This is a genomic window from Lentzea sp. NPDC036949 (assembly GCF_055608075.1).
Genome location: NZ_JBVJRA010000010.1, coordinates 39,189 through 62,383, shown reverse-complemented (window position 1 = coordinate 62,383; position 23,195 = coordinate 39,189). Strand labels below are relative to the sequence as shown.

Annotated in this window: 19 protein-coding genes and 1 pseudogene; 7 read left to right on the top strand and 13 right to left on the bottom strand. The window is 71.1% G+C overall.

Annotated features, from left to right (window positions below; translation table 11 throughout):
- The first annotated feature begins 32 nt into the window (after positions 1–32).
- The 3 genes from ACZ7CD_RS26635 to ACZ7CD_RS26625 all read left to right on the top strand — a co-directional run bounded on the left by ACZ7CD_RS26635 (position 33) and on the right by ACZ7CD_RS26625 (position 3,159).
- Positions 33–659 carry a hypothetical protein gene (locus ACZ7CD_RS26635; protein ID WP_470379939.1) on the top strand — a complete coding sequence of 209 codons (627 nt, stop codon included), beginning with the start codon at positions 33–35 and terminating at the stop codon, positions 657–659.
- A gap of 128 nt (positions 660–787) precedes the next feature.
- Entirely contained in the window at positions 788–2,236 is a 1,449-nt protein-coding gene (locus ACZ7CD_RS26630) for a hypothetical protein (protein ID WP_470379938.1), read from the top strand.
- A 134-nt stretch (positions 2,237–2,370) separates the two neighbouring features.
- Positions 2,371–3,159 carry an MOSC domain-containing protein gene (locus ACZ7CD_RS26625; RefSeq protein ID WP_458431504.1) on the top strand — a complete coding sequence of 263 codons (789 nt, stop codon included), beginning with the start codon at positions 2,371–2,373 and terminating at the stop codon, positions 3,157–3,159.
- 3 nt (positions 3,160–3,162) lie between these two features.
- Here ACZ7CD_RS26625 and ACZ7CD_RS26620 read toward each other — a convergent pair whose 3' ends face one another.
- Positions 3,163–6,618, bottom strand: coding sequence for a DEAD/DEAH box helicase (locus ACZ7CD_RS26620; RefSeq protein WP_470379937.1), 3,456 nt, complete (start codon positions 6,616–6,618; stop codon positions 3,163–3,165).
- A gap of 129 nt (positions 6,619–6,747) precedes the next feature.
- Between ACZ7CD_RS26620 and ACZ7CD_RS26615 the strand changes: the two genes are divergently transcribed.
- Both ACZ7CD_RS26615 and ACZ7CD_RS26610 read left to right on the top strand, forming a co-directional pair.
- Complete coding sequence (locus ACZ7CD_RS26615) at positions 6,748–9,471, top strand: AfsR/SARP family transcriptional regulator (RefSeq protein WP_360393188.1); 2,724 nt, start codon at positions 6,748–6,750, stop codon at positions 9,469–9,471.
- 88 nt (positions 9,472–9,559) lie between these two features.
- Positions 9,560–10,057: a glutathione peroxidase gene (locus tag ACZ7CD_RS26610; RefSeq protein ID WP_360393191.1), complete on the top strand. Its 498-nt coding sequence runs from the start codon at positions 9,560–9,562 to the stop codon at positions 10,055–10,057.
- Positions 10,058–10,078: 21 nt separating this feature from the next.
- On the opposite strand, the gene ACZ7CD_RS26605 is transcribed toward ACZ7CD_RS26610, so the two are convergent.
- The 3 genes from ACZ7CD_RS26605 to ACZ7CD_RS26595 are packed head-to-tail and all read right to left on the bottom strand — an operon-like array spanning position 10,079 to position 12,712.
- Positions 10,079–10,726 carry a CoA transferase subunit B gene (locus tag ACZ7CD_RS26605; RefSeq protein WP_470371082.1) on the bottom strand — a complete coding sequence of 216 codons (648 nt, stop codon included), beginning with the start codon at positions 10,724–10,726 and terminating at the stop codon, positions 10,079–10,081.
- A 1-nt stretch (position 10,727) separates the two neighbouring features.
- Complete coding sequence (locus tag ACZ7CD_RS26600; protein ID WP_470379936.1) at positions 10,728–11,504, bottom strand: CoA transferase subunit A; 777 nt, start codon at positions 11,502–11,504, stop codon at positions 10,728–10,730.
- Complete coding sequence (locus ACZ7CD_RS26595; protein WP_470379935.1) at positions 11,501–12,712, bottom strand: acetyl-CoA C-acetyltransferase; 1,212 nt, start codon at positions 12,710–12,712, stop codon at positions 11,501–11,503. Before ACZ7CD_RS26595 ends, ACZ7CD_RS26600 begins: the two co-directional genes overlap by 4 nt.
- A gap of 78 nt (positions 12,713–12,790) precedes the next feature.
- Here ACZ7CD_RS26595 and ACZ7CD_RS26590 point away from each other — a divergent pair, with 78 nt between their 5' ends.
- Complete coding sequence (locus tag ACZ7CD_RS26590; RefSeq protein ID WP_470379934.1) at positions 12,791–13,678, top strand: LysR substrate-binding domain-containing protein; 888 nt, start codon at positions 12,791–12,793, stop codon at positions 13,676–13,678.
- A 1,401-nt stretch (positions 13,679–15,079) separates the two neighbouring features.
- Positions 15,080–15,850, top strand: coding sequence for a dioxygenase family protein (locus ACZ7CD_RS26585; RefSeq protein WP_360393206.1), 771 nt, complete (start codon positions 15,080–15,082; stop codon positions 15,848–15,850).
- 232 nt (positions 15,851–16,082) lie between these two features.
- Here ACZ7CD_RS26585 and ACZ7CD_RS26580 read toward each other — a convergent pair whose 3' ends face one another.
- The 9 genes and pseudogenes from ACZ7CD_RS26580 to ACZ7CD_RS26540 form a co-directional block, all read right to left on the bottom strand.
- Positions 16,083–16,238 carry a hypothetical protein gene (locus tag ACZ7CD_RS26580; RefSeq protein ID WP_470379933.1) on the bottom strand — a complete coding sequence of 52 codons (156 nt, stop codon included), beginning with the start codon at positions 16,236–16,238 and terminating at the stop codon, positions 16,083–16,085.
- 30 nt (positions 16,239–16,268) lie between these two features.
- Positions 16,269–17,846, bottom strand: coding sequence for a tyrosine 2,3-aminomutase (cmdF, locus tag ACZ7CD_RS26575; RefSeq protein ID WP_470379932.1), 1,578 nt, complete (start codon positions 17,844–17,846; stop codon positions 16,269–16,271).
- Positions 17,843–19,090, bottom strand: coding sequence for an APC family permease (locus ACZ7CD_RS26570; protein ID WP_470379931.1), 1,248 nt, complete (start codon positions 19,088–19,090; stop codon positions 17,843–17,845). The genes cmdF and ACZ7CD_RS26570 overlap by 4 nt, the downstream gene beginning before the upstream one ends.
- A gap of 223 nt (positions 19,091–19,313) precedes the next feature.
- Positions 19,314–19,864 (bottom strand): annotated as a pseudogene (locus ACZ7CD_RS26565) (transposase); the annotation flags it as partial.
- Positions 19,865–20,097: 233 nt separating this feature from the next.
- Positions 20,098–20,265 carry a hypothetical protein gene (locus ACZ7CD_RS26560; RefSeq protein WP_470379930.1) on the bottom strand — a complete coding sequence of 56 codons (168 nt, stop codon included), beginning with the start codon at positions 20,263–20,265 and terminating at the stop codon, positions 20,098–20,100.
- Between the two features lie 96 nt (positions 20,266–20,361).
- Positions 20,362–20,487, bottom strand: coding sequence for a hypothetical protein (locus tag ACZ7CD_RS26555; RefSeq protein WP_470379929.1), 126 nt, complete (start codon positions 20,485–20,487; stop codon positions 20,362–20,364).
- Positions 20,488–20,724: 237 nt separating this feature from the next.
- Complete coding sequence (locus ACZ7CD_RS26550; RefSeq protein ID WP_470379928.1) at positions 20,725–21,735, bottom strand: serine hydrolase domain-containing protein; 1,011 nt, start codon at positions 21,733–21,735, stop codon at positions 20,725–20,727.
- Positions 21,732–22,637, bottom strand: coding sequence for a DUF6895 family protein (locus ACZ7CD_RS26545; protein ID WP_470379927.1), 906 nt, complete (start codon positions 22,635–22,637; stop codon positions 21,732–21,734). Before ACZ7CD_RS26545 ends, ACZ7CD_RS26550 begins: the two co-directional genes overlap by 4 nt.
- Positions 22,634–23,077: a hypothetical protein gene (locus ACZ7CD_RS26540; RefSeq protein ID WP_470379926.1), complete on the bottom strand. Its 444-nt coding sequence runs from the start codon at positions 23,075–23,077 to the stop codon at positions 22,634–22,636. The genes ACZ7CD_RS26545 and ACZ7CD_RS26540 overlap by 4 nt, the downstream gene beginning before the upstream one ends.
- Positions 23,078–23,195: the final 118 nt, after the last annotated feature.

Here is a 23,195-nt window from a genome sequence, read left to right as displayed (position 1 = left end):
TCCTCTTGGGATTCGGCTTGCTCTCGGCGGGAGTGGCGAATGCCGACGAGAACGACTCGGGCTTGCTGGACGCGCTCGTGTCCCCGGTGGCCGAGGTGGTGGCGCCGATCGCCCAGGTGACCGCACCGCTGCTGACACCCGTGGTCGACACCGCGGTGCAGACCCTGGACCCGGTGCTGGAGCCGCTGCGGCCCGTGACCGCGCCGGTGCTCGCCCCCGTGGTGGGCGTGGTGCGGGACGATCCACCTCCGCAGGTCGTGGAACCGCTGGTGCCACTGCCATCGGCCCCGCCGGAGGTGGTCGCACCCGTGGTGCCGGCCGTTGTTCCCGAGGCGCCCGCGGTGGCGCTGCCCCAGCAGGTCGTGCCGGCGAAGGCCGAGCAGACCTCCGCGCCTGACGTGGCGCCACCGGCCCAGACGCCGGTCCAGACGCCGGTCCAATTGCCGGTCCAGTCGCCGGAAGGGCAGTCGCCCGCTGTGCCGCTCGCTTTGCCCGGCACGACGGGATCGGCGTCGTCGAGCGGATCGACGGGCACCGCCGTCCCGGACCTCCCGGCTCTTTCGGGAGTGCACTCGGACAACGCGTCGCCGATGGCGAGTGGAAAACAGCAGTTCCGCGGCTCGTGGTGTTATTACTACGGCCGAAATCACCCCAGCTGAGCAGTCCCGCAACCAAGCCGACCAGATCACCAGCTTGATTGACGGGAAGGTTCGACATGCACAGCTCTGTGCGACGCGGTCTCGTGGCCGCAGCGTTCTCGGGAGGATTCCTCCTGTTCGGAACAGCGATGGCCAGCGCCGACACGGGTGACCACGGTCTCCTGGGCGGGGTGAACGACATCGTGAGCTCGGTCGTCAAGGGCGGCAACGGCGGTGACTCGGGCAACGGCGGCAACGCCACCAGCTCGAACACCGCGCGGTCCGGCAACTCGGGCAACTCCGGGAACTCGGGTGCCACTGGCGGCAACAGCGCCTACGGGCTCTGTGTGCTGGCGGAGTGCCACACGAACGTGAGTTCGGGTGACTCCGGGAACACCGGTGCCACGGGTTCGACCGGTGACGCTTCCAATCACAGCAACACCGTGGGCGGAAAGTCCGGCGCCGCGGGCAACGGGGGCGACGCCACCGCCACGGGTCGTGCGCGGAACACCTCCGCGACCGCCGGCAACGGTGGTGACTCGGGTCAGGGCGGCAACGCCACCAGCTCGAACAACGCCACGTCCGGCAACTCGGGCAACTCCGGGAACTCGGGTGCCACTGGCGGCAACAGCGCCTACGGGCTCTGCGTGCTGGCGGAGTGCCACACGAACGTGACGTCGGGCGACTCCGGCAACACGGGTGCCACCGGTGCGACCGGGGACGCGGCCAACCACAGCAACACCGTGGGCGGCAACTCCGGTGCCGCGGGCAACGGTGGGCACGCCACCGATGGTCAGAAGTGGGGCCACCACAGCAAGTCCGGCTCCGCCAAGGCCACCGCGGGCAATGGCGGCAACTCGGGTGACGGTGGCAATGCCACCAGCTCGAACAACGCCACCACCGGCAACTCGGGCAACTCCGGGAAGTCGGGCGCCACCGGCGGCAACACGGCGGTCGTCCGCACGACCGGGTCCGAGCGGGGCCACGGCTGGTCCTGGGACAGTACGAAGTCCTGGACCGCGGTGACGTCGGGCGACTCCGGCGACACGGGTGCCACCGGTGCGACCGGTGACGCTTCCAACCACAGCAACACCGTGGGCGGCAACTCCGGCCCGGCCGGTGACGGCGGCGACGCGTGGGCCGTGACCGAGCAGAAGAAGTCCTGGAACCACCACAGCGACAAGTGGGGCCACCACAGCAAGTCCGGCTCCACCAAGGCCACCGCGGGCAACGGCGGCAACTCGGGTGACGGTGGCAACGCCACCAGCTCGAACAACGCCACCACCGGCAACTCGGGCGACTCCGGGAGCTCCGGTGCCACCGGCGGCAACACGGCCGTGGTGAAGAACGAACAACCCGGCCACCACGGCGACAAGTGCCACGGGTGGAAGGGCCACGACTGGAAGCACGGCTGGACGAACCACGGCACCCAGTCCTGGACCGAGGTCAGCTCGGGCGACTCCGGGAACACCGGTGCCACGGGTTCGACCGGTGACGCGACCAACCACAGCACCACGGTCGGTGGCCACTCCGGTCCCGCGGGCGACGGCGGCGACGCCACGTCCTGGGCGCACGGGAAGCACTCCGTGAAGGCGTGACCACCAGGTGATCACGAGGCGGGGTCGGCTCAGGCCGGCCCCGCCGCTGTGTGCGCCGGGCAGTTCCACCAATCGTGAGAGCGTTCTCATCGAATTCGACTCAGCGGTGTCCGAGGCCGAGTACGTTGGCGCACATGGCACACGTGCACGCGTTGACGCTGTACCCGATCAAGGGGTGCGCCGGTGTCGCCGTGGACCGGGCAGAGCTCACCCCGGCCGGGCCGGCGGGCGATCGGCTGTTCGCCGTCGTGGGGGTGGACGGGTCGACCCAGTGGCAGGGTGAGCTGCCGCGGCTGGCCCTCGTCCGCGGCCGGGTGCTGCGCGAGGGCGCGGAACTGGAGCTCAGCGCACCCGGCGCCGGTGAGCTGGTGCTGACCGTCGTGACGGGTGGCGCCACCCGGCCGGTGGCGGTGGAGAAGTGGCCCGACACCGGGATCGACCAGGGCGACGAGGCGGCCGCGTGGCTGTCCGAGGTCGTCGGCAAGCCGGTCCGCCTGGTGCGGGAGCCGGACAGGGCCGCTCGGGCCGCCGCGGGCACGGACCCGACCGCGGTGCACGTCCTCTCACTGTCCTCAGTGGACGACCTGAACGCCCGGATCGCCGAGCGCGGCGGGAACCCGGTGGCGCTGGAGCGGTTCCGGCCCAACGTCGTGGTCAGCGGCTGGCCGGAGCCCTGCACCGAGGACAGGGCCGAGCGGATGGCCGTTGGCGGTGCGGAGCTCGGCTTCGGCGAGCTGGCCGTCCGGTGCGCCGTCACGCTGGTCGACCAGGACGAGGGCGTGCGGGCCGGACCGGAACCGCTGCGCACGCTCGCGACCTACCGCCGTGGGCCCGACGGCGTCGTCTTCGGCCTGAAGGCGGCCGTGCTGCGGCCCGGCACCATCGCCGTCGGCGACGACGTCACGATCACCGGCTGGCGCTGACGTTCAGCGCACCCGGCCGAGCCCGCGCCGGGCCGGTTTGGGCGCGGGTTCGTCGTCGGACTCGACCGTCGGGCTGATCCGGTCGTACTCCGCCAGCCAGCCCGTGGCCCGGTGGTCACCGCGGCGGGTGAACACCGCGGCACCGGACGCGGCGTCCAGGTCGGGGTCGCCCTCGTCCACGACCGGGTAGCCGATCTCCGTGGTGGCCCTGGTGATCGTCACCGCGGTGCGCTTGCGGCCGGTCCACGCGACCGCCGCCGCACCCGCGATCCCGGTGACCGCAACGCCTTGCGCGCTCACCGTCAGCACCGCCGACGTGGTCCGCTCGCGCAGCAACGCGGTGTAGGACGCCTGGTCGAGCTGGCAGTGCGCCGGTGGCCGGCCGGGGGCCCAGTCCGGTGCGCGCACACCGCGGCTGACCGCCGAGCGCCACATGCCCGGCACGAGCTCCTTGGCGTGCGCGCGGGTCGCCATCTGCTCGCACATCCACAGCAGGCGGCCCGCACCGCGGCCGGGAGTGCAGGAACGCCACCGCACCCGCCGGTCCAGGTCCGCCGACACGATCGCCACCCACGGGTGCACGGTGCCCAGATGTCCTTGCGCCGCAAGCCAGGCGAGGTAGCGCGGTGCCTGCTCCAGCACCGGGTGCAGGGAGCCCAGCGGGATGCCCGCGACAGCCCGGCGGCCGCGGCCCGCGAACAGCTCGGGTGAGCGGGCCACGAGCAGCAGCGCCGCCCACGCCAGGTCACCGCGCTGGACGTTCGCCGACGAACCCAGGCCCTGCACGGCGGTGGTGTCGGTGATCCGCGAGGTGCGGCCGCGGGCCCGGATCGCGGTGGCCACGGCCGGGCGGTTGGCCTCGGCGACCGGTGCGTCGGCCAGCTCGGGGACGGTCACGCCGAGCACGCACGTCAGCGCTTCCTCCGCCGTGTCGGCGTCCTCCGGTGCCGGCAGCAGGCCGAGCACCTGCCGCAGCCGGGCGCCGGTGTAGGTGGAGACCATCAGCTGCGCGGTCAGCCGGCCGAGGTCGGTGACCGTCAGCGTGGTACCGCGCTGCACCAGGTAGTCCTTCTCGACGAGGAACGCCACGGCGTCGTGCACCGGTTCGACGTCCTCGTCGCCTTGGGCGAAGGCCAGCGTCTGCCGCCACCACGCCTCGGCCTCGACGACCGTGGTGATGCGGCCCTGCAACACCTCGGCGAGCACGTGGTCGGCCAGGCTGTCGTAGATCTGCGAGTAGACGGCGTACCCGGCCATGAGCCGCCGCTGCCAGTCCGCGCGCTCGGTCTCGTCGGTCACGAGGTACGCCCAGCCCTCGGTCTCGCCGGCGCCGACGCGACCGGCCCGGCCGAACATCTGCATGACCGTGGCGGTGTCCATCGGGTCGGTGCCGATCTTCGTGTCGCGCACGACCACGGCGCGGGCCGGCAGGTTCACGCCCGCGGCGACCGTGGTCGTGGCGACCAGCACGTCGGCCTCGCGCGCCCGGAACGCCTGCTCGGCCGCGTGCTTGCCGTCCCAGTCGGCGTAGTGCAGCCGCACCCCGACCTCGGCGCACACCGTCTCCAGCTTGTCGAAGTCGGTGGGCCCCACCAGGTGCACCGGCGCACCGCGCTCGGCGGCGATCATCAGCGCGGTCGAGCGGACCTTCGGCTTCGACCCGCAGAACACCAGCACGCTGCCCTTGTCGGCGGTGTGCCGCTGCACGAGCTCCGCCACCGCCTGCTCGCGCATCCGCGACGCCTCGGCGTGCCGGGAGGTGGCGGGCAGCATCGGCAGCTGCCAGGTGAGCCGCGACGGCCGCCAGGTCGTGGTGACCAGCTCGCCCTCCAGCCAGTCCGCGACCTCCTGGGCGTTGGCCACGGTCGCCGACAACCCGACGATCCGCACCGGCGACTCGGCCCCGCGCACCCGTGCGAGCAACGCCTCCAGCAACGCACCGCGGCCCGCGCTGCCGAGCAGGTGGATCTCGTCCACGACCATGCAGCCGACCTCGGCGAGCGCCGTCTGCAGCGACGACGCCCGGCAGATCGCCTCGAACTTCTCCGTGGTCGCCACCCACAGGTCGGCGGCGCGCACCCGTTCGACGTCGACGGTGTACTCGCCGGACAGCCGTTCGACGCGCAGCCCCTGCCCGCGCCACGTCTCCAGCTCGCGGTCCAGCTCGTCGGTCAGCGTCCGCTGCGGCACCAGCCACGCCGCCTTGCGCCCCTCTTCGAGGATGCTGCGCAGCACCGCGAGCATCCCGACCACCGTCTTGCCCGCACCGGTCGGCGCCGTGACCACCACGTGCCCGTCACCGTCCACAACGGACGGGCAGGCCTGCGCCTGCGCGGGGTTCAGCGTCGAGTAGGGCAGGAACCGCAGCCAGTCGCGCGGCACCAGGTCAGCCGCGGGCACCGGTCGTGGTTCGGTGGCGCGGTCGACCGGCTCGTGCAGGTCCCACAGCAGCTCGAACGCGTCCCGCGCCGCCCGCGCACCGGCGTCGGTCAGCGGCGCCGTCGGTTCGGCGACCATGCCCGCCATCCCGGTCAGCGACGGCGTCACCCGCAACGGCCCCAGCGCGTCCTCGTCGACCGAGCTGATCCGCTCCTCCTCGACCCAGTGCGGCACCGCGCGGAACGGGACCCCGGCGGCGCTCAGCCGGGCGCGCAGGTCCGCGAACCCGTCCGCGTCCGGGAACACGACGCGGACGTCGGTGCCCTCCGGCAGCCGCGGCACGGTCAGGTCCGGGTCGACCGTCTTGCACCAGAACAGCATCCGGTGCTCGGTGACGTCCTCGGCCGGGGCCAGCGGCACCGCGACCGGGTGGCTGCGCTCCTCCGCGCCGTCGGCGTCGGCGAGGATGCGGCGGATCTTCGCCGCGATGACCGTGGTCGACGTGCGCCGCGGGGGAGGGGCGATCGGCTCCGGGGAGATCGGCTCTGTCGCTGCTGGTTCGGGTGGCGCGGGCGGCTGCGGTGCCGGTTCCGCGCGCTTCCCGGTGGGCTTCCCGGCGGGTTTTCCGGCGGGTTCTTCGGCGGGCTTTTCGGTGGGCCGAGGGCGTTCCACGACCGGTGCCGCCCGAGGCTCCGGCGGTGCGGGCCTGGTCCACTGCTCGACGGCCAGCTTCGACAACCGCTCGTCGTCGGCGAGCCGCCGGGCCACCGCCTCCGGCCGCAGCTCACCGAGCACCGCGCGCTGCGCCAGGTGCAGGTCGCTCAGCTTGAACGACGCCGGGCACCCCGGGCACACCACCGCCGCCTGCAGCCGCGGTTTGCCGACGTTGCCCGCCACCCGGTACAGCCCGTGCAGCTCGCCGGAGCACCGCGGGCACGGCCGGTCGATCGGGTGGGGCGAGGGCTGCCAGCCAGGTTCCGCGTAGCGCGGGATCGCGGGTGCCGGCTCGACGCCCCAGAGGCGGCGAGCAACACCGGCGACGGACGTGTCGCGGCCGGAGCGGTCATCGGCGTCAGTCATGCACCAGTACCTGTACGAGGTGAAAAACGCGACGATACAGCGAGCGGACCCGCCGGGGCGGGGAGCGGCGGACGGCAGCGCAGCGTGTCCGGTCGTAACGGTCCGTGACCACCTCGGTAAGGTGGCGGCGTGAACGGTGTCAGGACCCGGTTCGCCGTGCTGGGAACCATCGAGGCGCGGTCCTGCGACGGGCCGCTCGACCTGGGCCCCGCGATGCAGCGCAAGGTGCTCGCGGTGCTGCTGGTCGGGGCGGGCGAGGTCGTGCCGGTCGACCAGGTCGTCGACGCGGTGTGGCACGACGACCTGCCGCACCGGGCGCGGGCCACGCTCTACACCTACGTCGCCCGGCTGCGGCGCGTGCCGGGCGTGGTGATCGTGCGGCGGCCGGGTGGCTACCTGCTCGACGTCGCACCGGACCACGTCGACGTGCACCGGTTCCGCGCACTCGTGCGGCAGGCCCGCGACCTGCCCGACGACGCGGCGGCAGGGCTGCTCGCGGAGGCGCTCGGGCTGTGGCGCGGCGAAGCGTTCGACGGCGCCGACACGCCCTGGTTCGCCGCGCAGCGCGCCGTGCTCGCGGACGAGCGGTTCGCCGCCCGGTTGCTCGGCACGGACATCGCGTTGCGGCGGGGCGGGCACAGCGCGCTGGTACCGGAGCTGATGGCGATGGTCGCCGAGCGCCCGCACGACGAGCGGCTGACCGGGCAGTTGCTGCTCGCGCTGTACCGGGACGGGCGGGCGGCGGAGGCGTTGCGGTGCTACGAGGACCTGCGCGTGCGGCTCGCCGAGGAGCTGGGCGTCGACCCGTGTCCCGAGCTGCGGCGCCTGCACCGGCAGATGCTCACCGACGACGCCGCGCTCGCCCTGGTCACGCCGCCTGCGGTGCCGCGCCAGCTGCCGGCGCCACCGCCCGCGTTCGTCGGGCGGGAGGGGGAGCGCGCCGAGCTGGACGGCGTGGCCGGCGGGGTGGTCGTCGTCGGCGGGCCCGGCGGGGTGGGGAAGACCTCGCTGGTCCTGCGCTGGGCGCACGACCACGCGCACGCGTTCCCGGACGGCCAGCTGCACGTGAACCTGCGCGGCTTCGACCCGTCCGCGCCGCCCGCCGCGGCCGGTGTCGTGCTGCGCGGGTTCCTGGGCGCGCTGGGCGTGCTGCCCGAGCGGATGCCCGACGACCTCGACGCCCGCAGCGCGCTGTTCCGGGAACGGGTCGCGGGACGGCGGGTGCTGGTCGTGCTCGACAACGCGCTCGACGAGGACCAGGTCCGGCCGCTGCTGCCCGGCGGGACCACCTGCCTGGTGCTGGTGACCAGCCGCAACCGGCTGACCGGACTGGTCGTGGCCGAGCAGGCCCGGCCGGTCACGGTGCCAGTGCTCACCGACGACGAGGCGGCCGCGCTGCTGACCCAGCGGCTCGGTGCGGCGCGGGTCGCGGACTCGGGCGCGGTGCACGACCTCGTCCGGCTCACGGCCGGGCTGCCGCTCGCGCTGTCCGTCGTCGCGGCACGGGCGCTGGCGCACCCCGCGTTCGGGTTGGGGGTGCTGGTGACGGAGCTGCGCGACGAACGCAGCCGCCTCGACGCGCTCGATGCCGGGGACCCGGCGTCGAGCGTGCGGGCCGTGCTGTCGTGGTCCTACCACCGACTCTCGCCCGCTGCCGCCCGGTTGTTCCGCCTGCTCGGCGCCCACCCCGGCCCGGACGCCGACCTGGCCGCCGCGGCCGCGCTCGCCGGTGCCGACCCCGGCGTCGTCCGGCCGTTGCTCGCGGAGCTGACCAGGGCGCACGTGCTGGACGAGCCCGCGCCGGGCCGGTTCGCCTCGCACGACCTGCTGCGCGCCTTCGCCCGTGCCGAGGCCGCGCCGGAGGAGACCCGGCAGGCGCTGAGCCGGGTGCTCGACCACTACCTGCACACGGGTTTCGCGGCCGAGCGCCACCTTTCGCCGCACTGGCCGCCGATCGACCTGGCCCCGCCGTGCGACGGCGTGACGCCGTTGCCGATCGACTCCTACGACGACGCGGTCGAGTGGTTCACCGCCGAACGCCCGGTGCTGCTCGCCGCCACCGCTCTGGCCGCGCGGTCCGGCTGGGACGTGCACGCCTGGCAGCTGGCCTGGGTGCTGTCGACCTTCCTGACCCGCGTCGGCCAGTGGGACGACCGGGTCGCCACGCAGCGCACCGCCCTCGCCGCCGCACACCGGCTGGGCGACCGCACGGCACTGGCCGAGGTGTCGCTGCTGCTCGGCCGCGGCACCAGCGTCGCGGGCGACCAGCCGCGCGCCGTCGAGGAGCTCACCGAGGCGCTGACGTCGTTCCGCGCCGTCGGCAACGACACCGGCGCGGGCATCGCGCACTTCTCGCTCAGCGTCGCCCACGCCCGCGGCGCCGAGCCCGCCGCGGCCCTGGAGCACGCCCGGCGGGCGCTGACCCTGTTCCGCGCCACCGGCGACCGCGCGTGGGAGTCGTTCAGCCTCAGCGCGGCCGGGTGGTTCCACGCACTGCTGGGCGACCTCGACCTCGCGGTCGAGCACAGCCTCGCCGCGTTGCGGTTGCAGGACGAGGTGCACGACCGCGACTGCGAGGCGCACACCCGGCGCACCCTCGGGTTCGTGCAGCAGCAACGCGGCGACCACGCCGCCGCCGTCAAGCACCACCGGCGCGCCTGCGCGTTGTTCCGCGAGCTGGGCGACTCCTACAGCGAGGCCGTCACGGCCGACCAGCTGGGCGACGCGCTGACCGCCACCGGCCATGCCGCGGAGGCGGTGGAGGCGTGGCAGCGGGCCGAGGCGTTGTTCGACGCGCTGGACCTCCCGGAGGCGCACGCGGTGCGCGAGAAACTGGCGCGCGTTCTTCCGTGAACCCCGACACCGCAGGTCACGGCGGTGCGGCAGAGCAAGATCGACCAGTGCCGTGTGGAGTCAGGCACCAGTGACATAGGTTCGTGCCGTGAGCATCTACGACATCCCCGTTTCCACGCTGTCCGGCGAACCCGGCGACCTGGGCCCCCTGCGCGGCAAGGTGCTGCTCGTCGTGAACGTCGCCTCCAAGTGCGGCCTCACGCCCCAGTACGCGGGCCTGGAACGGTTGCAGGGCAAGTACTCCGACCGCGGGTTCAGCGTGGTCGGCTTCCCCTGCAACCAGTTCGGCGGCCAGGAGCCCGGCTCGTCGGAGGAGATCGCGACCTTCTGCTCGGCCACCTACGGCGTCTCGTTCCCGATGTACGAGAAGGTCGACGTCAACGGACCCGGCCGCCACCCCGTCTACACGGCGCTCACCGAGCACGCCGACGCCGACGGCACCGCCGGTGACGTCCAGTGGAACTTCGAGAAGTTCCTGCTGTCCGCTGACGGGCAGGTGCTGGCCCGGTTCCGGCCGACGACCGAGCCCGAGTCCGAGGCGGTCACCTCGGCCATCGAGGCGGCGCTGGAGCTGCGCGAGTCCTGACGCGCCGCGGAAGCGGTGCGGTCACGGCCGGGCCGGCTCGCGTTCCACCACCGGCGCACCCGTCTTCGCCACGACCTCCTCCACCGGCACGCCCGGAGCGAGCTCGACGAGGTGGAACGCCCCGTCGGCGACGTCCAGGACGGCCAGGTCGGTGATCACGCGGGACACGACCCCGCGGCCGGTCAGCGGCAGCGAGCACGACTCGACCAGCTTCGGCTCGCCCTTGCGCGTGGTGTGCTCCATGAGGACGATGACGCGTCCGGCGCCGCTGACGAGGTCCATGGCGCCGCCCATGCCCTTCACCATCGCGCCGGGCACCATCCAGTTGGCCAGGTCGCCGTGCGCGGAGACCTGCATGCCGCCGAGGACGGCGGTGTCGATGTGACCGCCGCGGATCATGGCGAAGCTGGTGGGGGAGTCGAAGAACGACGCGCCCGGCAGCACGCTCACGGTCTGCTTGCCCGCGTTGATCAGGTCGGGGTCGACCTCGTCGTCGTAGGGGAACGGGCCGACGCCGAGGATGCCGTTCTCGGCGTGCAGCGTCACGGCCGAGCCCGCCGGCAGGTGGTCGGGGATCAGCGTGGGCAGGCCGATGCCGAGGTTGACGTACTCGCCGTCGCGCAGTTCGAGCGCGGCCCTGGCGGCCATCTCGTCGCGGGTCCAGGCCATGTCAGTTCGCCTCCCGGCGGGCGCGGGTGGTGCGCTTCTCGATGTCCTTGCGGGCGGCCTGCTCCGGGGTGAGCGCGACGACGCTCTGCACGAACACGCCCGGCAGGTGCACGTGGTCGGGGTCGATCTCGCCGGCCTCGACCACGCGTTCGGCCTCGACGACGGTGAACCGGCCCGCCATCGCGGCCGCGGGGTTGAAGTTGCGGGCGGCGGCGTGGAACACGCAGTTGCCCGCGCGGTCGGCGACCGCGGCCCGCACGAGCGCGGCGTCGGTGACGATCGACTCCTCCAGGACCATCTCCCTGCCGTGGAACGTCCGCACCTCCTTGGGCGGTGAGACGACCGCGACGGTGCCGTCGGCGTGGTAGCGCCACGGCAGGCCGCCCTCGGACACCAGCGTGCCGACCCCGGTGGGGGTGTAGAACGCGCCGACGCCGGAACCGCCCGCGCGCAGCCGTTCCGCGAGCGTGCCCTGCGGGGTGAGCTCGACGGTCAGCTCGCCGGAGAGGTACTGCCGGGCGAACTCCTTGTTCTCCCCGACGTAGGACGCGATCACCCGGCTGATCCGGCGGTGGTCGAGCAGCAGCCCGAGACCGGCACCGTCGACACCGCAGTTGTTGGACACGATCGTGAGGTCGTTGGCGCCCTGCTCCAGCAACGCCTCGATGAGGAACCACGGGATGCCGGCGAGCCCGAACCCGCCGACCGCGACGCTGGCCCCTGACCGGATGCCGGCGACCGCCTCCGCGGCTGAGCCGACCACCTTGTCCAGGCTCATGACCGCACCGCCTCGAAGACGGCGGCGAGACCCTGCCCGCCGCCGATGCACATGGTCTCCAGCCCGTAGCGGCTGTCCCTGCGCTGCATCTCGTGCGCCAGGGTGGCGAGGACGCGCGCCCCGGTGGCGCCGACGGGGTGGCCGAGGGAGATGCCGGACCCGTTGGGGTTCAGCCGTTCGTCGGCCGGGTCGAGCTTCCACTCGCGCAGGCAGGCGAGGACCTGGGCGGCGAACGCCTCGTTGAGCTCGATGACGCCGACGTCGTCGAGGGTGAGCCCGGCGCGGTCGAGCGCGGCGGCAGCGGCGGGCACCGGACCGATGCCCATGACCTCGGGCCCGACACCGGCCACGGCCCACGACCTGAGCGCGAGCAGGGGTCGCAGCCCGCGCTTCTCCGCCTCGGCGCGCGTGGTGACGACGCACAGCGCGGCGCCGTCGTTCTGCCCGCTGGCGTTGCCCGCCGTGACCGTCGACTCGGGGTCGATCTTCGCACGCACCGGCCGCAGCTTCGCCAGGTCCTCCAGCGTGGTGTCCGGCCGCGGGTGCTCGTCGCGGTCGACGACCACGTCACCCTTGCGGTGCGGGACCGTCACCGGCACCAGCTCGTCGGCGAACCGGCCCGCCTCCTGCGCCGCGCCCCACCGCTGCTGCGAGCGCACCGACAGCTCGTCCTGCTCCTCGCGGGAGATGCCGTACTCGCGGCGCAGGTTCTCCGCGGTCTCCAGCATGCCGCCGGCCACCGGGTGGAACCGGCCACCGGCCGTCTCGCGTGCCCGCACCAGCCGGTCCACCAGCTCGACGCCGCCGCTCTTGACGCCGGTGCGCAGCCCGAGCGCGTAGTGCTCCACCTGCGACATCGACTCGGCACCACCGGCCACGACGACCCGCGCGGCACCGGTCGCGACCTGGCCCGCCGCGTACAGCACGGCCTGCAGCCCCGACCCGCAGCGCCGGTCGACCTGCACACCCGGCACCCCGACGCCCAGCCCGGCGTCGAGCGCGGCGATCCGGCCGATCGCGGGTGACTCGCCGTTCGGGTAGCACTGCCCGAGCACGACGTCGTCCACGTCGCCCTCGCCCAGCCCGGTGCGGCGAACCAGTTCCTTCAGCAGGGTGGCCGCCAGGTCGGTGGCGCTCAGCGGTGCCAGAGCACCGCCGAACCTCCCGACCGGTGTGCGGAGGGGCGCGCAGATCACGACGTCGGTCATGCCCTCGACGCTAGATCGTCGCGTCCATATCTGGAAATACTCATTTCACGTCGGCTGAGACTCTGTGAGTATCAATGCGTGGAACTCCGCCATCTGCGCTACTTCGTCGCCGTCGCCGAGGAACGGCACTTCGGCCGGGCCGCCGAACGCCTGCACATGGCCCAGCCGCCGCTGTCGCAGCAGATCCAGCAGCTGGAGGCGGAGCTGGGCGTGACCCTGCTGCGCCGCACCACCCGCAAGGTCGAGCTCACCCGTGCCGGCGCCGTCTACCTGGACCGCGCCCGCGCCGTGCTGGCCGCCGTGGACGACGCCGGTGCCGAGGCCCGCCGGGTCGCCGCCGGGCTGGAGGGGCGGCTCGTCGTCGGCTGCGTCGGCTCCGCCACCTACAGCCTGCTGCCCGCCCTCGCCCGCACCCTGCGCGAGGAGCTGCCCGACGTGGACTTCGCGTTCCGCGGCGAGATGCTCGCCCCCGACCAGGTTGCGGCGCTGCTGGCCCGCACGATCGACCTCGCCCTGCTGCGCCCGCCGGTCGACCACCCGTCGGTGCGGCTGAGCACGGTCCGCCGCGACCGCCTGATCGTCGCACTGCCCGAGGGTCACCGCCTGGCCCGCCGCCGCCGGTTGGGCATCGCGGACCTGGAGACCGAGGACCTGGTCGTGCACGCCTCCGGCGGCCGGTCGGTGATGCACGGGATCGTCGCGCGGCTGTGCCGTGCCGCCGGGTTCGAGCCGCGGGTGCGGCACGAGGTGTCGGAGACCTCGACCCTGGTCACGTTCGTGGCGTCCGGTCTCGGGGTGGCGGTGGTGCCGGAGCCGGTGGCCGAGCTGGGCGTCACCGGCACGGTCTACCGGCCGTTGACCGGGGCGCACCGCATCGACCTCGCCGCCGCCGTGCGGGTGGACGACGACTCGCCGGTGCTGGCGCGAGCGCTTGCGGTGCTCGGTGAGCTGACCCGGCAGGCCTGAACGCGACCGTCACTTTCGATCTTGCTGTGACTGTCCACATTGGTCCTTACTGGCCGGTAGCCCGCTATTTGGGAGGATTTGGGGAGAATCGGTTTGCGCGGGGCGAAATGGGGTTGCGTTGCCTCAAGCGAATTGCACCCTCCGTTTGGGTGTTCTTCCTGGTCGCGGTCGGCGTGTGACGGCGTTGTCCGAGCGCGGCAGAGCCTGGTGATCTCATGGGTCGTGCACCTGCAGCGCTGGGCTGTGATCAGTGTGGTGACATCGCGGTGTTCCTCGCGCGGTGGTCATCTAGGTGATCCAGAGGACACATCTGGTCACTGAGGACCGGAAGCCGTTCAACGCTTTGACCTGCGGCTTGGCTCGACCGAGCGCAGGTCGGGTCGGTCCGAGGACTACTTATGTGTGAACTATGGCAGCGATACCGCGCTGACCTGCGAAAACAAGACTCCTGCAGGTCAGCGCGGTTCCGTTCAGGTCCATTGAGGTCCATTGAGGTCCATTGAGGACCATTGAGGCATGTTCAACGCACGAAGTTGCTCCCAATCTGCTCTCACTCCGTGCTCCCAAGGCTCACGCAGCGGTCCGAACGCAACAAGCCGGGCGATCCCTCTGAATATGCTTGAGGGTCGCCCGCTTGTCATCCGCAGGTTGCGGGCGGCGCGGTGGCTCGATCCCCGAAGCGGTCGATCAGTTCTGCCGGATAATCGTCGAGCACGTAGTAATGCTGAACGCAGGCGATGTACGTCCCGCCGCTGAGGATGTTCTCCAGCCGCCCTGGGAGTCCACGAACCAGGCTGTCTCGTTGGACATGCGCAGCACCCAGTTCCGGGCGTTGATGGGGAGTTCGATGGTCGGTTGGGTGTGGTCGCACTTCACCGGGTAGCCGGACTCCTCCCCCACGGGATCGTGGTTGCGAAGTCTCGCAGCATGTAGCGGCGATTGAGACAGGAAATGGTCTCCGCGTCGGTTGTGCTCATCCACCCCAACCTGGAAGGGCACCGTCAACGTCTTCCAGGGTTGGTGGCGTGGGTGCGCGGTCGGGGCTCGAATGCCCGATCCGGAGACACCGATCTGCGTGCGCAACCTGTAGGTGTCCGTGACCACGTCGAGGCGCCGCGACAGTCGCCGTGCCGCCGTCCGGCGGTAACAGCGTGATGAAGATATAGCTGGGAACGGTCCGGACCACGTGAATTGCCCCATGTGCAATGACTGCGGATTCCGATGATCGGCCTATCAGTCCCACGAACGGTATTTCGTGATGGCGGCAGACGGGTGAATCCTCTCGACAGCGATTCTGGCGGTCTTGGACAGTTCCATCGTGCGCGGTTTCCTGCAACCACTCACCACATGCATTCCGTTCCCGCCACGCACAGCGAACGGTATGCCCGGAAGGAAAACTCCATGCACGACGACGATGAGCCGGTAGGCCGTGTACTCGGCCGACGGCAGGCGCTGATCCTGCTCGGCGCCGCAGGCGCGACGCTCACGGTTGCGGGATCTCCCGTGGCCGGCGCCACCCAAACAGCTGGCGGCCCCGAGGTCTGCGCACCGGCGCTGAACTGCGTGGTCAAGCCGGAGCAGATGGAAGGTCCTTATTTCGTCGACAGGATGCTCAACCGGTCCGACATCCGAACCGACCCGGCCACCGGTCGGCCGTCGCCCGGAACGGCGCTGACGCTCAACTTCACCGTCCAGTCGGTGCGCCCAGGGCAGTGCACCCCCCTGCCCAACGCCACAGTGGACATCTGGCAGTGCGATGCGTTCGGGCTTTACTCGGACATCCCGTCACAGGGAAGTTCCGGTCGCCGTTTCCTGCGCGGCTATCAGAACACCAACACGGATGGGAAGGCCCAATTCATCACCATCCTGCCCGGCTGGTACACCGGCAGGACCCTCCACATCCACATCAAGATCCGGACGACCGGCACCAACGGCCGTCCGTACGAGTTCACGTCACAGCTGTACTTCACAACCGCGTTCGGTGCGGCCTACCTCCAGACCCAGCCGTACGCGCGTAAAGGCCCTGCGGACACCACCAACAACAGGGACTCCATTTACCTGAGGGGTGGTGCCCAGATGGTGCTGAACCCCACCAGCACCGGGACCGGCTACAGCGCGGACTTCGCGATCGGTCTCGACCTGTCCAACACCCAGGTCGGCCTCCCCGACTGATCGGGACGTTCGCCGGGCCTTCTTGACTCGTCGTACTCGGCCCTTCCAGTCCGAGTAGGACGGTCAGATCGCCGGCGGGGAAGGGAAGTGGTACCGGCAGGTCCCGACTGCCCTTGACCGGGCACTGGTGCTTCCGGGGTGGCCTTCATGAGTGGGCTGCTGCCGCCGACCGGGATCGCCTTGCAGGTCGAAGGCCGTGGGTTGCGCGGTTTGTCGATGCGCGGTGAGGTCGTCAGCACCGGCTGCGCCGCGAACCGCGCTCACCGGACGACACCTCGACCGGGCACATCCCGATCTCGATGATCTCCGTCGACTCGCCCGGCGGCGGTGTTCCCGCCCAACAGGTCGCCTCGACGTCGACGACCAGCACGTGGTCAACCACCATCACGTGCTGATCGTCCCCGGTGTGTGAAGCCGATCAGTTGAGCTCCACCCCGACAGCGGACACGAACTCACCCGCCGCGACAGCGGCGGCGACGACCTCGATGTCGTCCGCCATGAACCGGTCCTCAGCCAGAGTGGGCACCAACGACCGGACCTTCGAGTACGTGGCCGCAGACTGCGGGCTCAGCCCGGACCGCCGCCCCGCCACGTCCACGGCCTGAGCGGCCGCCAGGTACTGCACGGCGAGAATCCGGGTGTTGTTGGACAGCACGCGGCGGGCGTTGCGTGCCGAGATCAGGCCCATGCTGACGATGTCCTGGTTGTCCCCGTTGGACGGCACACTTTGCGTGGACGCGGGGCCGATCGTCCTGTTCTCCGCGACCAGCGCCGTGGCCGGGTACTGCGCCCCGGCGAACCCGCTGTTCAGACCAGGATCGCCGGCGACGAGGAACTCCGGCAGGCCGTAGTTGAGGTGCCTGTTCAGCAGCCGGTTCGTCTGCCGTTCGGACAGCACACCCAGCTGCGTCAACGCGATCGTCACGTAGTCCATGGCAAACGCGATCGGCTGGCCGTGGAAGTTGGCGCCGTGGAAGATCTCCCTGCCCTCGAAGAACAACGGGTTGTCGTTCGACGAGTTGAGCTCGATCTCCAGCTTGCGCACGGCGTCGTGCAACGTGTCCCGCACCGCGCCGGCCACCTGCGGGACGGCGCGCATGGTGTACGCCTTCTGCAGATAGATCTCCGTGCGCTGCACGTCCTTGCCGTCGTGCCCCTCCTCCAGCTCGCGCCGCAGGTCGGCGTGCTCGACGGTCAACAAGCTGCCCGCGAGCAACGCCCGCAGGTTCGCGGCCGAGGCGATCTGGCCGGGGTGCGGGCGGGCGATGTCGTGACCCTCGGCCAGGAACGGGCTGGTGGAGCCGCGCAACGCCTCGATCATCAGCGCGGTCACGATCTCCGCCTGCCGCACCTGTTCCAGTGCCCGCGCCACGACCAGCGAGCCGAGGCCGGTCATCGCGGACGTGCCGTTGATCAGTGCCAGACCCTCCTTGAAGCGCAGCTCCAGCGGCTCGATGCCCCTGGCCCGCAACACCTCCCCGGTCGGCACGGGCTTGCCGTCGCGCAGCACGTAGCCCTCACCGATGACCGTGCTCGCCACGTGGGCGAGCGGCGCGAGGTCACCGCTCGCGCCGAGCGAGCCGATCTCCGGGATGGCGGGCGTGATGTCCGAGTTGAGGTACAACGCCAAGCGCTGCAGCACTTCCGGCCGCACCGCCGAATACCCCTTCGCCAGTGCGTTCAGCCGTGCCGCCACGATCGCGCGTGCCTCGTCGACGGCGAACAGCGAGCCGACGCCCGCGCTGTGGCTGCGCACCAGGTTCGTCTGCAGTTCCACCTCCTTCGCCACGTCGACGCGCATGTAGATCATTTCGCCGTAGCCGGTGGTCACGCCGTAGATCGGGATGTTCTGCCGGGCGATGTCCTCGAACATCGCGCGGCTCTTGGCCGCCTTCGCGAGCGCGGTCGGTGCGACCGCGCACTCCTGCCCCAGCTCCGCGACGGCGCGGATGCCCGCGATGTCGAGGTGCTCACCGTCGAACTCGACCAGACTCAACTGATTCCCCTTCTCAGTGTGGTTGCGAGCAGCAGCACGGCGAGCGGGTACAGCAACGCCCACCCGCCGAACGGCAGCACCAGCAGGCACCCCAGAAACGCGACCACGGCGCAGACACGGCCGATGTCGTCGGGTGGCAGCACCTTCACAGCGGCCGCGGTGCCCGCCAGGTACAGCACGAGGAACGTGGCGCTCGGCCACCCCAGCAACTCCCCGAGATCAGGTCGCAGCAGTGCGTCCGCGAGCAGCACCACCGCGAAGAAAACTCCCAGGCACGCCAACGCGACCCACGGCGTGCGGTGCCGGGAGTGCAGCCGCGCCAACGCTTTCGGCAGCTCGCCCACGCGCGCCTGGGCGTACAGAAGGCGGGAGAGGCCCGCGATGTTCGTGTGCACGGCCACGAACGCGCAGGCCAGCGCGAACACCGCTGTCGCCACCCCTGCCGCCCGGCCGAACGCGGACGCGGCGACCACGCTCATCGGTGCCAGCCCGTTGCCCTGCAGGTACGCGCCGGTGCCGATGGTCACGAACGCCGCCGCGCAGTACAGCACCGAGAGCACGATCGACGCGATCCCCATGCTGAGCGGCAGATCGCGTCCGGGGCGGCGGAAGTCCTCCGCGAGGTGCACGACCATCTCGAACCCGATGTAGGACCAGAAGATCAGCAGAGCGGCCGCTCCGACCGCCACCCACCCGTTCGGCACAAACGGCGTCAGGAACCCGGACCGCACATCGGGCAGTCCGGCGACGGAGATCGCCGCGATCACCGCACCCACGGCCGCCACAGCCCCGGTTTGCACCGCCGCGGACGCCTTCAGCCCCCGCGAGTTGAGCCACAGCGACACGAACAACAGCACCAGGGCCAACACCGAGGCGGCAGCGTCGGGCAGGCCGAAGTACGACGTCACGTAATGCGCGCCGACCAGCGCGATCACCGGCACGGACAGCGGCACCGAGGCGAGGAACCACCAGCCGCAAACACGGGCGGACCGAGGCCCGAAGGCATGCGAGACGTAGGCGATGATGCCTCCGGCGTCCGGGATGCGCGCCCCGGCCCGGCCCAGCGCCACTGCCAACACCAGCCCGAACAACGACATGGCCCCCCACGCGACGAGCGCGGCCGGTCCCGCGGTCCGTGCGGTCAACGCCGGCAGCACCAGCACGCTCGGTCCGAGCACCGCGCCGACGGCGAGCGCGGTCCCGGCGGGCACGGTCAAGTGCCGGCGCAGGCCGGTTTCCCCCATGAAGGATTCCACCCCAATGAGATAGCAGTGCGTGATTGCCCCACTTCGTACCGTAACCACATCGGGGTTGGTTCGTCGAGGTTCCAACCGGAACTTGCTCCGGTCTGCGGTTCGAACCGGACCGGTACTCCAGCCGCACTTCGTGGTCCTTGGCCTGCCTGCGCTGGTGGTGCAAGGTTTTCGCGCGGCGCTGGTGACGTCTTCGCCAGCGGGACCAGGCCCACTCGCGGGTGCGGTTTGGCGCGCAACATAAGTAGTAGGCCAGTTCGTGCTCGCCCGTCGCATTGCGCGTGAGCGAACGGCGGACCAGGAGCCAGCGGCGCCACCCTGGCGGGGTGGTGTCCTTGTAGATGGGCAGCGAGGCCATCGCCGAGTCGAACAACCGTGACCCCTGGCTCCGTGGCCGCAACTGCGACGTTTCCAGGCGTCATCTGGTGCTCGCGCCGCCAAGACGTCGGCGCGGAACGTTTCGCCGACCGCGGGGACAGTCTGATCACAGGCCACGGCGATGACGTAGCCGATGCGCTGTTGCTCCAGCTAAGTACACAATTTGTAGACCTTGCCGTAGGCCTCGTCTGCGGTCACCCACACCGCGGGGACCCCGGCGTCACGGCAGCGGTTGCGGTCCTCGGTCCACGACTTCGGCAAATACAACTCGCGGTCGATGAGCGTGCGTCCTTCACCTGTGGTGTAAACAACAAACACGCCGAGCTGACCGTTCTCGGTCCGCCTGGCGGTGCCGGAGTGCTGCCGCTGCACTCCGGCACCGCCGGTGCGCACACTGTCATTGACAACCACTTCCGCGCCGACTACCCCGAAAACCACTGTGAGAAGACGGCCGGCACCCCTATCGCCCAGGCGGCCGGTCGCACCAGCGAGTGACTGTGGGCTGGAGGATCGGATGGCACGGCCACCGCCGGTGCCTGCTCACCGGCGGTGGCCGTCCGGCGGCCGTCACAGCACCGAGGCAGGCCGTCCCTGCGGGCTCAGCGGGGGTCTGCGTCGCTTCAGACCACACTTGGCGTGCAGGTACTCATGTCCAGGCGGGTCAACTCGACTCGGAACCGGGTGTTCCAGGTCGGGTTGATGTCGGTGTGCAGTGTGAGGTCGATGGCGTTGTCGCCCAGCAGCGATATTGTCCGCATCCCGGTCGAGATCGTGATCTTGAGCGCCACCGCGGGGGAGCAGTCAGGAACGGGTCGTATTCCAGCCACAACACACCACGCAGCCCCTGGAAGGCTGGTCTTGTTGGCGGGTTCGAACGTGGTTGACTACGGGGCGCCGGTGACGATGTCTGCCCGCGCGGGGATGTCGCCGACCAGCACCGTGAGCTCGGCGGCGCTGGCGATCCCGGTAACAGGAGCGAAGTGCTCGTCGAAGGGCGTCGTGATCCTCACGCACAGTCGGCATCAACCTCTGTGCTTGGTGCGGCGGCTGTGTGCTCCATGGCCCGGCGTGATCATCGGGATCTGGCGGCCGGACTTCTCGGGAGTGAGCCGAGCGCGCGCCGATCCAGCCGACCGCGTCGGTCTGGGTGCAGCGAGGCGACAACACTTCACATCTCGACCGCGTGTAATCGACTGGTGGGTCTGCTCGCTGTCAAGCAGCTTCGGCCCTCGCCGGCGGATGGGCAGCTACTTGATCATGGCGAGGGCTCGCAGCGTCTCGTAGGAGCGTTGGATGAAGTTGCCGCGCAGGGTGGCGCCGGCGTTGGTCAAGGTCACCAGCGCGGTGCCGGATTGGGGGCTGAACCCCGCGAAGGCGGTGAACCCGCTGGTTCCGCCTGAGTGGAACAGCAGGTCGTGTCCCGGCCGCGCCCGGCGGAACCACAGGAGGCACAGGTCAGCGGTGTCTTCTAACGGAACGCGGGGGCGAGTGACGTCGGTGAGTGCACGGGCCAGGGGAGTGGCATCGGGTGCGAGGTGGGCGGCGAGGTAGTTCAGCATGTCGTGGGGTGTGGAGCGGAGTACCCCGGCGGCAGGCAGGCCGGGGATGTGCCACGGTGGCAGTGGTATGCCTCGCCAGTGGCCCACGGCCTGAGGCGTCGGCGCACCGCTGGTGGCGGTCAAGCCCAAGGGGCGCAGGACGCGTTGCGCGAGCAGCTGCTCGAACGGGAGGTGAGCCGCTTCGGCGAGCGCCCACCCGAGCAGCCCGACTCCGAAGTTGGAGTAGTGGCACTGCGAGCCGGGCGCCGAACGCAACCGCACGCGGGCCAGCGCGGCTTGGATCTCAGCCGACCCCAGAGCCTGGTAGGTGTTGGAGATCCAGGTCCGCAGCACCTTGGGCATGGCGGCCAGTGGTACCTGCGGCAGGCCGGAGGTGTGGGTGGCGAGGTGTTCCAACGTGATGGGGGCCGGACGCCGCAGCCGCCATCCCGGTGGGAGGTAGTCGTCGACGGGGTCGTCGTAGCGGACTTCTCCGCGTCGCACCATGTCGGCCAGCAGCAACGCGGTGAAGGTCTTGGTGACCGACCCGATTTCGAACCGGGTGTCCGGCGTGATCGGCTGCGTTCGATCCTTCGCGCTGAAGCCGTTTGCGCGAAAGGTTTTCCGGTCGCCGTGCAAGACAGCCACCGCCACGCCGGGTGACCGTCGGAGCAACGCCCGGATCAGCTCGCCGGGGTCGGAGGTGCCGGCCGCGGTCATCGGTTGCCCAGCAGCCGGGACACGGCCAGTGTGCCGGCGACCACGGCGCCGACCGTGGGGTGGTAGTGGTCCCAGAAACGCTCGGCCCGGTCGCCGTCGACGGTCTCGGCGTCGCGTGGCAGCAGGCCGTCGTTGTGCTGGACGGCAGCGAATCGCGTCCACACGTCGAGGTCGAATCGCGGTTCGGGCAGGCAGGCGTCCACGATCAGCAACTCGGCGACGAGGTCCCACTCCCCGACTTCTGCCCACACGTCCGTCCACACCGGAAGCCAGGTGCCGAGGTACTCGGCGATGTCGGGCGGCAGGTCGTGGGGCCGTGCGCCCCAGTCGGTCACGTGGAAAACGGTGTGGGTCATGCTGTACGCGGTGTCCCAATCGATGGCCCAGGGGGGCGGTGTCGCGCCCAGCCAGGTCGCCCGCAGCAGTGATTCCCAGTCGTCACCGGTGGGGATGCCGCACGTCCGGTAGGAGTTGGCCACCGCGAGCCGGCGGTTGGGGTAGACCTCGGGCAGCGAGCCGACCGCGGCGTTGTGCGCGACGAGTCGCTCGAGTTCCTCGTGGCGGTGGCCACCGTGGACGAAGTGGCAGTACACCTCGATGGGGTCGGTGAGCAGGCAGTTGCGCATCTGGCGTTCGTAGAGCAGGTCGCCCTCGCGCAGTTGGCGCCAGGTGAAGTCGATCAGTTCGCGTGCGGCGTGCAGCTGCCTGGTGCCCCCGACCCCCTCCCGCAGGACCAGGGCGGCGGCCATGCCGATTTCGGCGACGGGCTTGTAGACGGTGTCGGGCTCTTCCGGCTCGACCGGGATGTCGGCCGGGAACACTTCGGCGTCTCGATGGTCGTGCAGGTACGTCAGGCCCCGGTGGGCGACGTCGTGGGCGATCGGGATCAGCGAGGCCGTCATGCCGGTTCCATTCCGAGTTGCCGGCCGGCGATGGCGAGGTCGAGTGACAGCCGCGATCCGGTGCCGCCGTACAACCGGATGCGCTCGACGAGCAGGCCCGGATCGAGCAGTTGCCGCACGCCGCTGCTGCTCAGCAATGCGATCCAGCGGACCAACCGCGCCGCGGTGACGAAGTCCCGGCGCAACATCGCTCGGGTGGCTCCTCGCGTGAGCGGACGTGCGCCGTGGAACATCGCCGCCGCGATCGGACCGCCCACGCCCGGCAACGCCAGGGGAGAAAGCTGCGCCGCGGTGGCCGACCACTCCTGCCATGTCCTCGCACCGTCGAGGAACGCCGCTGCCGTCTGCGGCACCGCCGTCGGGACGGCATCGGGTCCCGAAGGGTCCGGCTGGCCAGTACGGGCGAGCAAATGGCTCGTGGCCCAGTCCCGCCATGCCACGACTTGCTGCTGCCGGGTGGTGGTCTGCCCGGCAGGGGGAAGACGGTGAAGGAACGGGCGATGACCGCCGCGTCGTCAGGGTGCACGGGGCGGCCCAGCAGCAGGTGCGGAGCGAAGA

Excerpts from the sequence above, each read along its gene's own strand:
- ACZ7CD_RS26630 (WP_470379938.1), top strand. The coding sequence starts at position 788 with ATGGCCAGCGCCGACACGGGTGACCACGGTCTCCTGGGCGGGGTGAAC.
- ACZ7CD_RS26625 (WP_458431504.1), top strand. The coding sequence starts at position 2,371 with ATGGCACACGTGCACGCGTTGACGCTGTACCCGATCAAGGGGTGCGCC.
- ACZ7CD_RS26620 (WP_470379937.1), bottom strand. The coding sequence starts at position 6,618 with ATGACTGACGCCGATGACCGCTCCGGCCGCGACACGTCCGTCGCCGGT.
- ACZ7CD_RS26605 (WP_470371082.1), bottom strand. The coding sequence starts at position 10,726 with ATGGCCTGGACCCGCGACGAGATGGCCGCCAGGGCCGCGCTCGAACTG.
- ACZ7CD_RS26600 (WP_470379936.1), bottom strand. The coding sequence starts at position 11,504 with ATGAGCCTGGACAAGGTGGTCGGCTCAGCCGCGGAGGCGGTCGCCGGC.
- ACZ7CD_RS26595 (WP_470379935.1), bottom strand. The coding sequence starts at position 12,712 with ATGACCGACGTCGTGATCTGCGCGCCCCTCCGCACACCGGTCGGGAGG.
- ACZ7CD_RS26585 (WP_360393206.1), top strand. The coding sequence starts at position 15,080 with ATGCACGACGACGATGAGCCGGTAGGCCGTGTACTCGGCCGACGGCAG.
- ACZ7CD_RS26570 (WP_470379931.1), bottom strand. The coding sequence starts at position 19,090 with ATGGGGGAAACCGGCCTGCGCCGGCACTTGACCGTGCCCGCCGGGACC.
- ACZ7CD_RS26550 (WP_470379928.1), bottom strand. The coding sequence starts at position 21,735 with ATGACCGCGGCCGGCACCTCCGACCCCGGCGAGCTGATCCGGGCGTTG.
- ACZ7CD_RS26545 (WP_470379927.1), bottom strand. The coding sequence starts at position 22,637 with ATGACGGCCTCGCTGATCCCGATCGCCCACGACGTCGCCCACCGGGGC.